Genomic DNA, 15,886 nt, shown 5'->3' with positions numbered 1-15,886 from the left:
GTGGACTAGCCTTCCGCTTCGCCCACGAGCACGGCAATGGGCAGGCCGCCCGCGCCGGCAAACAGGGCCTGCAGGTCCATGGTGGGTTCTTCCTCGTTGGCCAGCGTGATCGTCTCACCGGTCAGCCAGTTGCGCCAGCGGCGCAGGCGCCTGGCCGTGCCCTCCAGCCCGCAGCGCACTTGCGTGCCTTGCCAGAGCGCGGGCTGCCAGGCGGCACTGTCACCCTCGCACAGCGTGCAGGTCAGTCGCGCCACCACGACAATCACGGCCTCGCGCTCGTGGCTGCGCGCGAAGGCGACGGCGTGTTCGGCCGCGGCGCCTTCGACGGCCAGCGACTGGTAGCCGCCGTTGCGGAACAGCGCACTGCGTTCGCGGCGCAGTTGCAACAGGCGCCAGGTCACCAGCTGCTTGATGCGGCCGTCGGCGGCTGCGCGGTTCAGGGCCTGCCACTGCGGCTCGCCGGGCCAGCCCCGCTCGTACAGGGCGGAGAGCTCCTGCAGGCTGCGGGTGAGCGCGGGGTAATCGACGGGCCGGCGGTTGTCGGGGTCGACCAGGCTGAAGTTCCACTGCTCGCAGCCCTGGTACACGTCGGGCACGCCCGGGGCGGTGAACTTCAGCGCGAGCTGCGCCAGGCTGTTGTGGAAGCCGAAGGGCGCGATGCGCGCGGTGAACTTCTGCAGTTCGTCGGCGAACGGGCTCTGGCCCACGCGCAGCACGCCGTCGACGTAGCGCTGCACCGCATCCTCGTAGCCGCTGTCCGGGCAGACCCACGTGGTCTTGAGCTTGGCCTCGCGCATCGCCTTCTGCATGTAGGCCTGCACGCGCTGGCGCAGGTCTTCGCGGCCCGCTTCATCGGGCGCCTGCGCCGGCCAGATGCCCACCAGCGTCTGGAACAGCAGCCAGATGTCGTTGTTGCCCGGCCAGGTCTCCTTCGTGCCGCGCGTCAGGTACAGGTGCGCCCAGCCGGACAGGCGCAGCAGGCAGTCCTCCCATTGCGCCGGGATCTCCGAGAGCACGTTGATGCGCGCGCGCAGGTCCTCGCCGCGCTTGCTGTCGTGGGTCGAGCTTCCCAGCAGGCAATGCGGCCGGTGCCGCTGCCGGTTGAGGTTGGCGAAGTGGAAGGCCGACACCGAGACGCCGAAGCTGCGCGGCTCGCCGCCCACTTCATTGAGCGAGAGCAGCGGGATGTAGCGGTAGAAGGCCGTGTCTTCCATCGACTTGGCCATCACCGGCGCGGTGAACTGCTGCCAGCGCGCCAGGAAGCGGCGGCGCTGGTCCTGCGGCAGGTGCTCCGCCTCGCCTTCGCCCAGCAGCACCTCGCGCAGGTGCTGCAGCACGGTCGCTTCCGATTTGCCCAGGCGCCGCTCGGCGGCGGCGATCGCCCAATCGAGGTGGCGCCGGTCCATCTCGCTGGCTTGCTCGCCCACGCGCAGATAGGTGCGGTACACGGGGAAAGCCGCGGCCACCTCGGCCAGCGCCCAGCGCAGGCGGTTGCGCGTGAAGTCGCAGCGGCGGCGATTGACGCGCGTGAGGCGGTGCAGCGAATGCGCCAGCCAGTTCAATTCCGAATACAGCGAGGTCTCGATGATCAGCTTCTTGCACTCGTACAGGACCTCCTCGAAGCCGCTCGTCTCGCCGGTGAAGGCCTGCCACGCCGCGATGATCGCGTTCTCGTGCCGGCTCTCCACGAACAGGCCGTTGACCAGGCTGCCGAAGCGGTAGCCGGTGTCGCCGTGCACCGGCCAGCTTTCCGGCAGCGACTCGTGTTCGGCGAGGATCTTCTCCACCACCAGGTACAGCGCGCGCGGATCGCGGCCGACCACCTCGGCCTGCGCGGCATAGCGGGCCTGCAAGTGCTCGAAGTAGGCCAGCGGATCGCTCAGGCCGTCGGGATGGTCGATGCGCAGGCCCGAGAGCAGGCCGTCCTGCAGCCAGTGCAGCACCTTGCGGTGGGTGGCGTCGAACACCTCAGTCCGCTCCATGCGCAGGCCGGCCAGGGTGTTGACGTCGAAGAAGCGGCGATAGTTGACGTCGTCGCTGGCCACGTGCCAGTCGGCCAGGCGATAGGCTTGCGAGGAGATCAATTGCTCCAGCGCGTCGAAGCTGGCGGCCTCGGCCGGCTGGCCGTTGAGGCGCTGCACGCAGGCCTCGATCCAGCGCGCCAGCCATTCGTGGCGCGACGCCAGGCGGGCCAGCTGGCGCTTGTAGACGGCGGCGTCGCGCACGCGGCTGCGGCGCGCGTCTTCGTCGCTGTCGTCGCGTGACGGCAGGCGGCCGAAGGAATCGAGCAGCGCGCCCACCACGGCATGGCTGTCGCCTTCGCTGTCGTCGCGTGCCGGCGGCGCGGGCAGGGCGGAGAGGATCGCGGGATAGCTGCTCGGGTCGATCGGGAAGCGGTGGTCCCAGTAGCGCAGGCCGAACTCGCCGGTCTCGCCCTCGAAATGCAGCTTCAGCTCGCCGGCCTCCAGCACCTTGCCGAAATGGTCGCCCAGCACCGGCAGCAGCACGCGGCCGGCCATCTCGGGCTGTGCCGGCTTCCATTCGATGTCGAAGGTCTCGGCGTGGCTGGAGGCGCGCCCGTGTTCCAGCACGTCGAGCCACCAGGCGTTGTCGGCCTCGAGCACCCCCATGTGATTGGGCACGACGTCGAGGATCTGGCCCATGCCGCTGCGCCGCAGCGCCTGGCACATGCGGGCGTGCGCCTGCTCGTCGCCCACTTCGGGATTGAGCTGCCCGTGGTCGACGATGTCGTAGCCATGGGTGCTGCCCGGGCGCGCGCGCAGGTAGGGCGAGCTATAGAGGTGGCTGACGCCCAGCGCCTTGAGGTACGGGACGACCTGCGTGACCTGTTCGAAGGTGAAGTCCTTGTGGAACTGCACGCGGTAGGTGCCGCAGGGCACGCTCGCGCTGTCCATGGGCGGCAGTTCCCGCGGGGAACTCGCCAGCGTGCTCGGGCCGTCGCGCTCGGCGCGCAGCACGGCCGCCAGCGAGGCCCAGCGCGCATCGCTCCCCAGTGCTTCGACCGTGATCGACAGCTTGCGCCGCCAATTGGGGAAGCGGTCCTCGGTCGTGCCGGGCACGTTCACCTGCAGCAGCTGCCCGCTCACGTCCTCCAGTTGCACGCCCACGAGCCAGCACGGCGTGCGGGCGAGATAGGCATAGACCGCATCGACGAAGGGCTGGGTGGCGTCCTGCACCGAGGTGGGCTGCACGTTGCTGCCTTCGGGCAGCAGGTCTTCGCGCTGCAACGCGAGCAGCAACCGGGCGCGGTCCTGCGCGCGATTCAGGACCTGCTGCTCGTGCGCAGCCTCGTCGGGGTAGAGCGACAGCCTGGCCGACAGCTCGATGTCCTCGCCCAGCCAGAAGCCGCGCAGCGTCGGCAGGTCGTGCGTGCTGACCACGGCCAGCGCCTTGGGCAGCCAGTGCGGCGGATGCTTGAAGCCGCCGTCTTCCTCGCGCTCGAACAGCAGCGGTCGATAGGACAGCAGGTTGCCATCGCGCATGGCGTCGCGCATGCGCGGGGCGACGTTGCCCAGGTCCTCGCCGATCACCATGCATTGGTGGCGCAGGCTTTCCAGCGCCAGCACGCCCATCAGCTCGTCGAGCGGATAGTCGACATAGGTGCCGCCATCGGGGCCGGTCCAGTACAGGCGCATCAGCGCCATCACGTGGTCCAGCCGCAGCGCGCCGCTGTGCCGCATGTTGGCGCGCAGCGTGTCGATGAAGGGCTGCAGCCGCGCCTGCTTCAGGCGTTGCGGGCTCCAGGGCGGCAGGCCCCAGTCCTGCCCCGTGGGCGCCAGCGGATCGGGCGGCGCGCCCGCATGCATGCCGAGCGCGAACAGCTCGTGCTCCATCCAGGTCTCGGCGCCACCGCCGTTGACGCCGACGGCCAGGTCGCAATACAGGCCGATGCCCATGCCGCGCGTGCGTGCGTAGCGCTGGCAGGACTCCAGCTGCACCTCGGCCAGCCACTGCACCCAGAAGCGGTACTTGATCGCCGAGGCGTGTTCTTGCCGAAAGGCCTGCACCGCGGCGCCGTCCGGGTCCTTGTATTCCTCGGGCCAGGCGGGCCAGCCCCACACGTGCACGTCGGCGGCATGCAGGTGCTCCTGCAGCGCCTCGAACAACGCGTGGCGACCGAGCGTCTGCTCGCGCTCGCGCATGAAGGCAAGGAAGTGCGCGCCGCGGGACCGGTCCTTGTCCAGTTCGCGCTGCTCGAAGTGGCGCCACAGGATGCGCAGCACTTCCTCCTTGGCCGCGGCGACTCCGGGGTAGTCCACCATCTCCGCGTCGCGCAGCTGCTGCACCCTTTCCTGGAAGTGCTCGGACTGCACCTTCTGCACCGCCTCGTCGCAGCCGCTCAGGTCCACCAGCGTCTGCACGTCCAGGTAGATCGGATTGAGCGCCTTGCGGCTCGAGGGGCTGTAGGGACTGGCGGCCGCGGGGTTGTGCGGGAACAGGGCGTGCATCGGACTCAGGCCGATGAAGGACGCACCCTGGTGCGCCGCCAGGTCGCACAGGCGCCGCAGGTCGCCGAAATCGCCGATGCCCCAGTTGCGCGAGGAGCGCAGCGCATAGAGCTGGATCGTGCAGCCCCACCAGCGCTCGCCCTGCTGCAGGGCGGCCGGCACGTAGCACTGGCGCGGCGCCACCACCACGCGGCAGTGGTCCGGCGCCGGCGCACCTTCGAGTGTCAGGCGGTAGTAGCCGGGGGCCAGCTCGGGCAGCGTGATCGCCGCTTGCTGGTAGCTGCGTTGCAGGTCGCCGCTGGCGACTTCGCCGGCGCGGTCTTCGTGTGCGAGTTGCCAGCGGGCCGGCGTGCTCTCGTGGCTGGTCCAGCAGACAACCAGCGGCTCGCCCTCGCGCACCACGTACAGCGGCGGCAGGCCCAGGGCCTGCGCTGCGGCCTGGCGGCCGTCGCCTGCCATGGCGGAGACGGCGCGTTGCAGCACCGCCTCCGGCACGATTTCTTCCTTGCCCCAGAAGCCGTGATAGCGGTCGGCAACGCCCAGCCGGCGTGCCTGTTCCGCGAGCGAGATCGCGGCATGTTCCGACGGAGCGCTCACAACGTGATCTCCTCGCCCAGCGTCCAGCGCGCGCCGAAGGCGGGCCAGGTGCCGCGCGGCGTGTCGGCCGGCCAGCGATGGCTGAAGACCGCCTGCGCCTCGACCGGGCCGAGGTGTTGCGCTTCCACGGGCAGCGGCTGGTCACCCAGATTCAACTCCAGGCACAGCATGCGGCCGTCCTCGTAGCGCCATTGCACGGCGATGCCGCGCTCGCCAAGCCGCTGCGCCGAGTGGCGCCCGGTAAGCAGCTGCTTTTGCCGCGGCGTGATCCACTGCCGGCGCGCCGCCAGTGCGGCGCGCACTTCCTGCCGCCAGGCGCGCCCGGCCTGGGTCTCGGCCGCCTTCGGATCGGGCCTGCTGGCCTGGAAGGTCGAATCGCTGCACGGGTCGGGCAGGTCGGCTGCATCCATGTGGCCGAACTCGCGCTTGCGGCCGGCCCGCACCGCGTCGCGCAGCTCGCCCTGCCAGTCGGCGAAATAGAGGAAGGGCTCGGTCGCGCCCCACTCCTCGCCGAAGAACAGCATCGGAATGGCGGGAGTCAGCAGCGCGAGCAGCGTCGGCAGCATGGCTGCATCGGCGGGCACCAGGCTGCGCAGGCGCTCGCCGCGCGCGCGGTTGCCAATCTGGTCGTGGTTGTGCGCGAAGTTCACCAGGGCCGACAGCGGCTGCGCCGGCGCGGGCGCGACGACTTCGCGGGCGCCGCCTTCCTTGCGCCTGGCGCCCTCGAAGATCATGCCGTGCGTGAGGCAGCGCTCCAGCAGATCCATCGTGTCCTGGCCGTAGTCGTGGTAATAGCGCTGGGTCTCGCCCGTCAGCGCCACGTGCAGGATGTGGTGGAAATCGTCGTTCCACTGGCCGTCGTAGCGGCCGGCCAGCGGCTCGGGCGCGAGGTGCTCGTAGCCGTTGTCCTCGTTCTCCAGCACCAGGTGCACCGGGCGGCCGTGGGCGGTGCTGCGCACGCGCTGCGACAACTGCTGCAGCACGTGCACCTCGCTGTCATCGCTGATCGCGTGGACGGCATCCAGGCGCAGGCCGTCGAAGCGGTACTCCTGGATCCAGTAGACGGCGTTGTGGATGAAGAACTCGCGCACCGGAGCGCTGCCCGGGCCGTCGAAGTTGATCGCGGCGCCCCAGGGACTGCTCTTGGTCTTCGAAAAGAACTCCGGCGCATAGGCGCCCAGGTAGTTGCCTTCGGGCCCGAAGTGGTTGTAGACCACGTCGAGGAAGACCATCAGCCCCAGCTTGTGCGCGTGCTGCACGAAGCGCTTGAGATCGTCGGGCGTGCCGTAGGCCGGGTGCGGGGCGAACGGCAGCACGCCGTCGTAGCCCCAGCCGAAGCGGCCGCCGAAGGTGGCCACGGGCATCAGTTCCACCGCGGTGATGCCCACCTCGACCAGCGACTGCAGCCGCTGCGCCGCGGCGGCAAATGTGCCTTCGGGCGTGAAGCTGCCCACATGCAATTCGTACAGCACCGTCTCATGCCAGGGGCGGCCGCTCCAGGCGCTGTCCCATTCGAACTGCTTCGGGTCGACCACGCAGCTCGGCCCGTTCGGCCCTTCCGGGTTCTGGCGCGAGGCCGGGTCGGGCACCATCAGCTTGCCGTCGATGCGCCAGCGGTACAGGGTGCCGGCAGTTGCGTGCGCCACCGTGCATTCCCACCAGCCCTGCGCATCGGCCTCCGCCGGATGCAGTTCAGGCCGGGCCGCCCCTTCGATCGCGAGTTCGGCGCTGTTGGCGCCCGGCGCCCACAGTCGGAAGGTGACGCCGCCCGCGGCATCGAGGCGGGCGCCGAAAGGCATGTCATGCTGGCAGCGCACAGATTACTCCTGGGGCTCCTGCGTCAGCAGGGCCATCGAATGCGAAAGCAGGTCGAGCTTGGCGGCGGGCGGATAGCGCCGTGCCTGCGCCTCGTCGAAATAGCCCTCCGCGGTATAGATGCGCAGCGCCCATTCGCCCTCGTGGGCGGGCAGGCGCGGCAGGGTGAAGGTGGCGCCGACGCTCTTGGCGTTGAACACCAGCAGCACCGATTGGTTCGATCGGGCTTCGGGATGCGCCGGCGCGAAGCGCGCGTCCAGCACCGCGGCCACGCCGCGCACGGCGGGGTTGCTCCATTCCTCCGCCGTCATCTCCAGGCCCCAGACGCTGTACCAGCCGATGTCGCGGCGGCCGTCGCCATCGCGCTTGCCAGAGAGCCAGGCGTTGTGGCGCAGCACCGGCAATTCGCGCCGCAGCCGCAGCATGGCGCTGGTGAAGGCGATCAGCGGATCCTGGCGCCGCGCCTCGCTCCAGTCGAACCAGCTGACCGGGTTGTCCTGGCAATAGGCGTTGTTGTTGCCGCCCTGGGTGCGGCTCATCTCGTCGCCGCCCAGCAGCAGCGGCACGCCGCGCGAGGCAAACAGCGTGGTGAGGAAGTTGCGCTTCTGCCGTTCGCGGAAGGCCAGGATCTCGGGGTCGTCGGTCGGGCCTTCGGCGCCGCAGTTCCAGCTGCGGTTGTGGCTTTCGCCGTCGCGGTTGTCCTCGGCGTTGGCCTCGTTGTGCTTGTCGTTGTAGCTGACCAGGTCGTGCAGCGTGAAGCCGTCGTGCACGGTCACCAGGTTGACGCTCGCGCGCGGCCCGCGACGTGACGGCCCGTAGATGTCCGAGCTGCCGCACAAGGCGGCCGCAAAGTCGCCGAGGCTGCCCTCCACGCCGCGCCAGTAGTCGCGCACGCGGTCGCGGTACTGGCCGTTCCATTCGCTCCAGCCGGAGGGAAAGCCGCCCACCTGGTAGCCGTGGTCGCCCAGGTCCCAGGGTTCGGCGATCAGCTTGACCTTCCTGAGCACCGCGTCCTGCGCGATCGCCGAGAGAAAAGGGCCGCGATGGTCGAAGCCGCCATGGCCGTTGCGGGCGATCGCCGGCGCCAGGTCGAAGCGGAAGCCGTCGACATGCATCTCTTCGACCCAGTAGCGCAGGCTGTCCATGATCAGCCGCAGCATCGCCGGGTGGCTGGCATTGAGCGTGTTGCCCGTGCCGGTGAAGTCCAGGTAGTGGCGGAAGTCCTCGGTCAACCGGTAGTAGGCGCGGTTGTCGATGCCCTTGAAGGACAGCGTGGGGCCGAGATGGTTGCCCTCGCAACTGTGGTTGTAGGCCACGTCGAGGATCACTTCCAGGCCGGCCCCATGCAGTGCCTTGACCATGCGGCGGAATTCGTTGGGGTCGCCGTTGCGCAGGTAACGCGGATCGGGGGCGAAGAAGCCGATCGAGTTGTAGCCCCAGTAGTTGGCCAGGCCCAGGTCGATCAGCCGGCGCTCGTCGTTGAAGGCCTGCACCGGCAGCAGTTCGACCGCCGTGACGCCCAGCTGCTTGAGGTGCGCGATCGCCGGCTCGCTGGCCAGGCCGGCAAAGCTGCCGCGCAGTTCCTGCGGCACGTCCGGCATCTGCTGCGTGAAGCCGCGCACGTGCACTTCGTAGAACACGCTGTCCTCCATCGGGATCAGCGGATGCCGGTCGTCGCCCCAGTCGAAATGCGGATCGACGACGATGCCCTTGGCCGCTTCGGCCGCGTTGTCGTGCGCATCGATGTGCAGGTCGCGCCGGTCGTGCCCCAGCGGATAGGCGTACTGCCAGGGCGCGCCGCGCAGCGGCCGGTCGAGCGCGCGCGCGTACGGGTCGAGCATCAGCTTGTGCGCGTTGCAGCGCCAGCCGTGGTGCGGGTCGTAGGGGCCGTGCACGCGCAGGCCGTAACGGGTGCCGGCGCCCAGGCCGGGCACGAAGCCGTGCCACACCTCGTCGGTGCGGCAGGGTAGGGGAATGCGCTGGAGTTCGTGCTGCCCCTGCGCATCGAACACGCAGACCTCCACGCGATCGGCGGAACTGGCGTAGACGGCGAAGTTCACGCCGCCCTCGCCGAGGGTGGCCCCCAGCGGCCAGGCGCGGCCGGGAGGGCAGGCAACCGCCGGGGCGGTGAGCGCGGGCGGGCTGCTGGTGCGAAGGGCGGGGGACGGTCCGACGGCTTGCGCCGTCATGCAAGCACCTCCATCCGGGGCACGGCCTCGCCCAGGTGGGCTTCCTCGTTGATCGGCGCGCGGAACGGGGAGGTGGTCGTCTTGCGCGCCGGGAAGTGGCCGGCCGGCACCACCACGATGCCCGAGGGCGTGACGTGGAAGCGCTTGCGGTCCTGCTCCAGGTCGAAGCCGATGCGCTCGTCCGCCGGGATGTGGTTGTCCTGATCGATGATGCAGCGGCGCACCTGGGCGCCGCGGCCGATGCGCGAGCGCTCCATGATGATGCAGTGCTCCAGCTGGGCGCCGCGCTCCACCAGCACCGAGCGGCGCAGCATGGCGTGGTCCAGCGTGGCGCCGTCGACGATGCTGCCGGAGCCGACCACCGAGCGGTTGATCACGCCGTTCTCGATCTGCGCCGACTCCGCCTGGTCGGGGCTCGCATAGATCGGCCACTGCCGGTTGGTCATGCGGAACTTGGGTTGCGCGCCCAGCGTGTCGAAGTGCGCCTGGTAGTAGGCGTCGATGGTGCCGACATCGCGCCAGTAGGCGTGCTCTTCGTAGGGCTCGGTGCCCGGGATCACGTTGGTGGCGAAGTCGTAGGCCACCAGCTTGTGGCTCTTCACCATCGACGGCAGGATGTGCTTGCCGAAGTCGGTCTCGCCGCTTTCATGCATGCGCTTCAATTGCTGCAGCAGGACGTCGGCGTCGAAGATGTAGTTGCCCATGGAGGCCAGCGCGTGGCTGCGGCTGCCCGGCATCGGCTTGGCGCTCTTGGGCTTTTCCTTGAAGTCGACGATGCGGTGATCGGCATCGACGTCGACGATGCCGAACTGGTCGCACTCGCGCAGTTCCACCGGGATGGTGGCAACGCTGGCATGCGCGCGGCTCGCCACGTGGAATTCGATCATCTGCCGCACGTCCATGCGATAGATGTGGTCGGCACCGAACACGGCCACGATGTCGGGCTGCATGCTCTCGATCAGGTGGATGTTCTGGTACACCGCATCGGCCGTGCCCTGGAACCACGCCGGCCCGTGGCGCATCTGCGGCGGCACCACGGTGATGAAGTGCTGCGGCATGAAGCGCGCCATCGTCCAGGACTGCCGCACGTGCTCGATCAGCGACTGCGATTTGTACTGCACCAGCAGGTAGGTCGAGTAGATCTCGGAGTTGACCAGGTTGGACAACACGAAGTCGACGATGCGGTGCTTGCCGTTGAAAGGCACTGCGGGCTTGCAGCGGTTGGCGGTCAGCGGGTGAAGGCGCGAGCCTTCGCCGCCGGCCATCACGAAGGCCAAAACGTTCTTATTGGCGGGCATGAGGTGCTCCCTGTTCGGTATCGGACGTGGCTATGGGGCGGTTGGAGAGCATCACGGTGCCCAGCGGCGGCACGGTGACGAGGGCGCTGGCCGGCCAGCCGCCCACAGCATGGGCGGTGGCTTGCACGCGCCCCAGGTTGCCGACGCCGCTGCCTCCATAGAAGACGGCGTCGCTGTTCAGGATCTCGTGCCAGGTCCCCGCCTCCGGCATCGCCACCCGCAGGGCCTGGCGCGGTTCGGGGGTCATGTTGCAGATCACGACCACCTCGCCCTCGCCGGGACGGCCGCGCCGCACGAACGTGAGGATGGTGGATTCGTGGTGCTCGCACGGGAGCCAGCTGAAGCCCTCGGCGTCGAAGTCGTGCCCGTGCAGCGCCGGCAGCTGGCGGTAGGCCGCGTTCAGGTCGGAGATCCAGCGCGCGATGCCCGCGTGATTGGGCCGCGCCCACAGGTGCCAGTCGAGCGTGCGTTCGTGGTGCCACTCTTCCAGCTGCGCGAACTCGCAGCCCATGAACAGCAGCTTCTTGCCCGGGTGCCCCCACATGTAGCCATACAGGTTGCGCAGGCCCGCAAACCGCTGCCAGTCGTCACCCGGCTGCTTGGCGACCAGGCTGCCCTTGCCGTAGACCACCTCGTCGTGCGAGAACGGCAGGATGAAGTTTTCGTGGAAGGCATAGACGGCGGAGAAGCGCGCGTCGTCGCCATGCCAGTGCCGGTAGAAGTGCGGCCGCAGCATGTAGCGCAGCGTGTCGTTCATCCAGCCCATGTTCCACTTCATGCCAAAGCCCAGGCCGCCCCAGTCGACCGGGCGCGACACGGCGGGCCAGGCAGTGGACTCCTCGGCGATCATGTGCACGTCGGGGAACTGGCCGTAGACCGACGTGTTCAGGTCCTGCAGGAAGCCCACGGCGTCGTGGTTCTGGTTGCCGCCTTGCTCGTTGGGGATCCACTCGCCATGGCGGCGCGCGTAATCCAGGTACAGCATCGAGGCGACCGCATCCACGCGCAGGCCGTCGAAGTGGTACTTCTCCAGCCAGAAGATCGCGTTGGAGATCAGGAAGTCGCGGACCTCGAAGCGGCCGTAGTTGAAGATCAGGCTGTTCCACTCCGGGTGGAAGCCGCGCCGCGGATCCTCGTGCTCGTACAGCGCGGTGCCGTCGAAGCGCGCCAGCGCATGCGGGTCCGCCGGGAAGTGCGAGGGCACCCAGTCGAGGAACACGCCGATGCCTTGCTGGTGCAGCGTGTCGACGAAGGCCATCAGGTCCTGTGGCGTGCCGTAGCGCGAGGTGGCCGCGAAGTAGCCGGTGGTCTGGTAGCCCCAGGAACCGTAGAACGGATGCTCGGTGATCGGCATCAGCTCCACGTGCGTGAAGCCCATGTTGTGGCAGTGCGTGGCCAGCCGGTGGGCCATCTCGCGGTAGTTGAGAAAGCGGCCGTCCTCCTCGCGTTGCCACGAGCCGAGGTGCACCTCGTAGATGGAGATCGCCGTGTGGTGCCCCTGCCGCGCGCCGCGCGTGCGCATCCACTCCTGGTCACCCCATTCGTAGGAGAGATCCCAGATCTGCGAAGCGGTGTTGGGCGGCAGTTCCATGCGATAGCCGTAGGGGTCCGCCTTGTCCATCCAGTGGCCGTGCGCGTCCTGGATGCGGAACTTGTAGCACTGGCCGGAATGCGCGCCTTCGACGAAGCCGCTCCACTGGCCGGAGCCGTCGTCGAGCCGGAATAGCGGCTCGCAGTGCCAGTGATTGAAGCTGCCGATCACGCCGACCGCGCGCGCGTTCGGTGCCCAGACCGTGAACCAGGTGCCCCGATCTGTCGGGTGGGCACCCATCACTTCGAACTGGCGATGGTGGTGGCTCGCACGCCGAGGCGTCGGCTCCGTCCGGGGTGTGGCCTCCAGGGTTTTCTCCTCTTGGGGCAAATGGGGCTTCATGGCCTTCATCGTTGTGTTCGGCCATTCTGTTGGGGGAGGCGCGCGGCGCTTGCAGGAAGCGCAGATCAAGCGGCGTAGTCCGGAACCTACATTCGCGCGGGGTGTGGGCGCTCAGTCCACCGTCCGCGGAGCGCTGACGTCGAGGTGGAAGTTGTCAGACGTTGAGCAGGTGCTCAGACACCGAGATAACGGTCGAGCAGATGGGGTTGCGAACGCAACTGTGCCGAGCTGCCTTCGAAGGCAATCTCGCCCTTGACCAGGATGACGTTGCGGTCGCTGACCTGGGTGACCTGCTTCCAGGCCTTGTCGACGATGACGCTGGAAATGCCGCTCTCGCGGATCAGCGCACAGATCCGCCAGATCTCGCGCGCGACGAGCGGAGCCAAACCCTCCGTGGCCTCGTCCAGGATCAGCAGGTCCGGATTGGTCATCAGCGCCCGGCCGATGGTGAGCATCTGCTGCTCGCCGCCGGAGAGTTGCTGGCCGCCATGGACGAGTCTTTCCTGCAGCCGCGGGAAGGTGGCGAGCACGCGCTCGTACGTCCAGTCGCGCTGCCCCTGCGCGCCCGGCCTTGCGGCCATCAGCAGGTTTTCCTGCACGCTCAGGTTGCCGAAGATGCCGCGGCCCTCGGGGACGTAGGCAATGCCGAGTCGGGCGACTTCGTAAGAAGGCCGGCCCACCATCGCGCGGCCCTTGACTTCGACGCTGCCGGCATGCGGACGCAGCAGCCCCATCAGCGTTTTCAGCAGCGTGCTCTTGCCCATGCCGTTGCGGCCCATGAGCCCGATCGTCTCGCCGCGATCGACATGGAAGTCGACGCCGCGCAGCACGTGGCTGGCGCCGTAGTACGTGTGCAGCCCGCGGGCCTGGAGCAGGCGGTCAGGCATCGCAATCTTCTCCGAGGTAGGCGGACTGCACGCTCGCATCCGCGCGCACCTGCGCTGGCGTCCCGCTGGCAATCACCTGGCCGTTGACCATCACGGTGAGGTGATCGGCCAGCGCGAACACCGCATCCATGTCGTGCTCCACCAGCAGCATCGCGTGCTCCTTCTTCAGGCGCAGCAGCAGGTCCACCATGCGTTCGGCTTCGGCGCTGCCCATGCCGGCCAGCGGCTCGTCGAGCAGCAGCACCTGCGGATCGGTCGCGAGCGTCATCGCGATTTCGAGCTGGCGCTGTTCGCCATGGCTGGCCGCGCCCGCGATGTGCTCGCGTCGCCCCTGCAGGCCGGCGAGTTCCAGCGCGCGCTCGGCTCGCACGTTGGCCTCGCGCAGCGCGTTGGCGGATTTCAGCCAGCGCGCGGCCTGCGGCGTGCGCGATTGCGCGGCCAGGCGGATGTTCTCCCAGACCGTGAAGGGCGGGAAGATGTTGGTCTTCTGGTAGCTGCGGCCGAGACCCGCGCGCGAGATGCGTTCGGGCGTCCAGCCGGTCACGTTGCGTCCGGCGAGGGTGACGCTGCCGGCGCTGGGCGGGATGTCGCCGGCCAGCAGGTTGGCCAGCGTCGACTTGCCGGCGCCGTTGGGGCCGATCACCGCGTGGATGCGTTCGCGCCAGAGATCCAGCGTCACGTCCTGCACGGCAGCCAGGCCGCCGAAGCGTTTGGTGAGGCCCCGGGCCGAGAGCAGCGCCTCACTCATGCCGCGCGTCTTTTCGCTGCAGCACGCGGACCAGCGCGCCCAGCAGGCCGCGCGGCGCGAAGGTGATCACCGCGACGATGAACACGCCCATGGCGAGTTGCCAGTGCTTGCCCAGGTCGAAGCTTCCCACCGTGGGAAGGTCCTGGAAGGCATGCAGCAGGTATTCGAAGACGAAGGCGCCGAGGATGGCGCCGGCGAAGTTGCCGCTGCCGCCCAGGATCACCATCATGATCACGTGCGCGCTGGAGCGGAATCCCATCAGCTCCGGGTTCACGAAACCGGTCTGCGCTCCCCACAGGTAGCCGGCCACTCCCGCCAGCGCACCCGCGAGCGTGAAAGCCGCGAGCTTGTAGCCGAAGGTGCCGAAGCCCATCGCCCGCATGCGGTGCTCGTTGACGCGGATGCCCGCGAGCGCGCGCCCGAAGGGGCTGAACAACAGGCGACGCAGGAAGCCGTACACCAGCAGCATCGCGGCGAGCGTGAAGTAGTAGAAGACGCGCTTGTCCTCCAGCGCGAACAGGCCGGCCGCGGGCTTGAAGTTGATGTAGACGCCGTCGGAGCCGCCCAGGACCTTGTTGTCGAAGAACAGGTAGAACACCATCTGCGCGAACGCCATGGTCACCATGATGAAGTAGATGCCGCGGGTGCGCACCACGAAGAAGCCGATCACCAACGCGGCCAGCGCCGAGGCGCCGACGGCCGCCGGCAGCGTCCACCACAGGCTCACGGCCTCGCCTTCCGGGGTGAACAAGGCGAGGGCATAGCCGGCGATGCCGAAGTAGGCTGCCTGCCCCAGCGAGACGAGTCCGGTCACGCCCTGCAGCAGGTCGACGCTCATGGCGAAGATCGCCAGGATCATCATGCGCGCGACCATCTGCCCGTAGAACTCGGTGGCCACGAAGGGGAAGGCAAGCAGCACGACGAGTCCGAGGGCCAGCACCGCCTGCAGGCCACGCGGCAATCGCTCGAGATGCGTGGCGACCACGCTCATTGCCGGAACAGTCCTTCCGGCTTCCACAGCAGCACGGCGGCCATCAGCATGTAGACCAGCATGCCCGCGAGCTGCGGCAGCAGCACCTTGCCGAAGGTGTCGGCCAGGCCCACCAGCAGGGCGGCCACCAGTGCGCCGCGCACCGAGCCGATGCCGCCGATCACCACGACGACGAAGCACATGATCAACATCTGCGATCCCATGTTGGGATACACGCTGGAGATCGGCGCGGCGATCATGCCGGCAATGGCGGCCAGTGCGACGCCCAGCGCGAACACGATCATGTGAATCAACTTGACGTTGACGCCCAGCGCCTCGGTCATCTCGTGGTTGAAGGCGCCGGCGCGGATCTTCATGCCCAGGCGGGTTTTCGCGATCAGCACATAGAGGCCGATGGCGAGCAGCACGCACAGGCCCGACATGAAGAGGCGGTAGACGGGATAGGAGAGATTGTCGGTGAGGGGAATGGAGGCGGAGAGCCATTGCGGAATGGCGACGCCATGCACGTCGTCGCCCCACAGGATGGAGCGCAGTTCCTCGAAGATGTAGATCAGCCCGAAGGTGAGGAGCACCTGGTCGAGGTGGCTGCGACGGTAGAAGTGGCGAAAGAGCAGTCGTTCCAGCAGCAGGCCGAACAGCACGGACAACACCGTGCCGAGGACGATCGCCAGCAGGAGGCTGCCGGTCTTCGCGCCCAGCGACCACGCGAGGTAGGCGCCCAGCATGTAGAAGCTGCCATGCGCGAGATTGACCACGCCCATAATCCCGAAGATCAGCGTGAGGCCGGCGGCCAGCATGAACAGCAGCAAGCCGTACTGGACGCTGTTCAGGAGCTGGATGAGGAAATTCGGGAGGTCCATGGAAAGGCGAGAGAGGATGTCATCCCGGGCTCATGGATGTCATGCGGGCTTCATGGGTGTCATCCCGGGCTTGACCCGGGATCCACGCGACGGCGCTCG

The 15,886-nt window shown here is 68.4% G+C and carries 9 protein-coding genes; all 9 read right to left on the bottom strand.

The window, feature by feature from the left end; genetic code table 11:
• Positions 1-5: 5 nt before the first annotated feature.
• The 9 genes from JWP60_RS12655 to JWP60_RS12615 all read right to left on the bottom strand — a co-directional run bounded on the left by JWP60_RS12655 (position 6) and on the right by JWP60_RS12615 (position 15,787).
• The gene (locus tag JWP60_RS12655) at positions 6-5,066 is read right to left on the bottom strand and encodes a malto-oligosyltrehalose synthase (protein WP_299791511.1); all 5,061 of its coding nucleotides are present in this window, start codon (positions 5,064-5,066) and stop codon (positions 6-8) included.
• Positions 5,063-6,865: a malto-oligosyltrehalose trehalohydrolase gene (treZ, locus tag JWP60_RS12650; protein WP_299791508.1), complete on the bottom strand. Its 1,803-nt coding sequence runs from the start codon at positions 6,863-6,865 to the stop codon at positions 5,063-5,065. The genes JWP60_RS12655 and treZ overlap by 4 nt, the downstream gene beginning before the upstream one ends.
• Before the next feature lie 21 nt (positions 6,866-6,886).
• A complete protein-coding gene (gene glgX / locus JWP60_RS12645; protein WP_299791505.1) occupies positions 6,887-9,070 on the bottom strand; it encodes a glycogen debranching protein GlgX in 2,184 nt (727 codons plus the stop codon).
• On the bottom strand, positions 9,067-10,368 hold the full coding sequence (gene glgC / locus JWP60_RS12640) for a glucose-1-phosphate adenylyltransferase (protein WP_363320844.1): 1,302 nt from the start codon (positions 10,366-10,368) through the stop codon (positions 9,067-9,069). Before glgC ends, glgX begins: the two co-directional genes overlap by 4 nt.
• Positions 10,355-12,301 (bottom strand): 1,4-alpha-glucan branching protein GlgB, encoded by a 1,947-nt coding sequence (glgB, locus tag JWP60_RS12635; protein WP_299791503.1) that lies wholly within the window; start codon positions 12,299-12,301, stop codon positions 10,355-10,357. Before glgB ends, glgC begins: the two co-directional genes overlap by 14 nt.
• Before the next feature lie 173 nt (positions 12,302-12,474).
• A complete protein-coding gene (locus JWP60_RS12630) occupies positions 12,475-13,188 on the bottom strand; it encodes an ABC transporter ATP-binding protein (protein ID WP_299791499.1) in 714 nt (237 codons plus the stop codon).
• Positions 13,181-13,936, bottom strand: coding sequence for an ABC transporter ATP-binding protein (locus JWP60_RS12625; RefSeq protein WP_299791496.1), 756 nt, complete (start codon positions 13,934-13,936; stop codon positions 13,181-13,183). The genes JWP60_RS12630 and JWP60_RS12625 overlap by 8 nt, the downstream gene beginning before the upstream one ends.
• A complete protein-coding gene (locus JWP60_RS12620; RefSeq protein WP_299791493.1) occupies positions 13,929-14,927 on the bottom strand; it encodes a branched-chain amino acid ABC transporter permease in 999 nt (332 codons plus the stop codon). The genes JWP60_RS12625 and JWP60_RS12620 overlap by 8 nt, the downstream gene beginning before the upstream one ends.
• Positions 14,924-15,787 carry a branched-chain amino acid ABC transporter permease gene (locus JWP60_RS12615; RefSeq protein WP_299791491.1) on the bottom strand — a complete coding sequence of 288 codons (864 nt, stop codon included), beginning with the start codon at positions 15,785-15,787 and terminating at the stop codon, positions 14,924-14,926. Before JWP60_RS12615 ends, JWP60_RS12620 begins: the two co-directional genes overlap by 4 nt.
• Positions 15,788-15,886 lie beyond the last annotated feature (99 nt).

Origin of the sequence: Ramlibacter sp., from assembly GCF_028291745.1 — a bacterium.
In the GTDB taxonomy this organism is placed as follows: Bacteria; Pseudomonadota; Gammaproteobacteria; order Burkholderiales; family Burkholderiaceae_C; genus Ramlibacter.
This window is presented reverse-complemented; position numbering and strand designations above follow the sequence as displayed.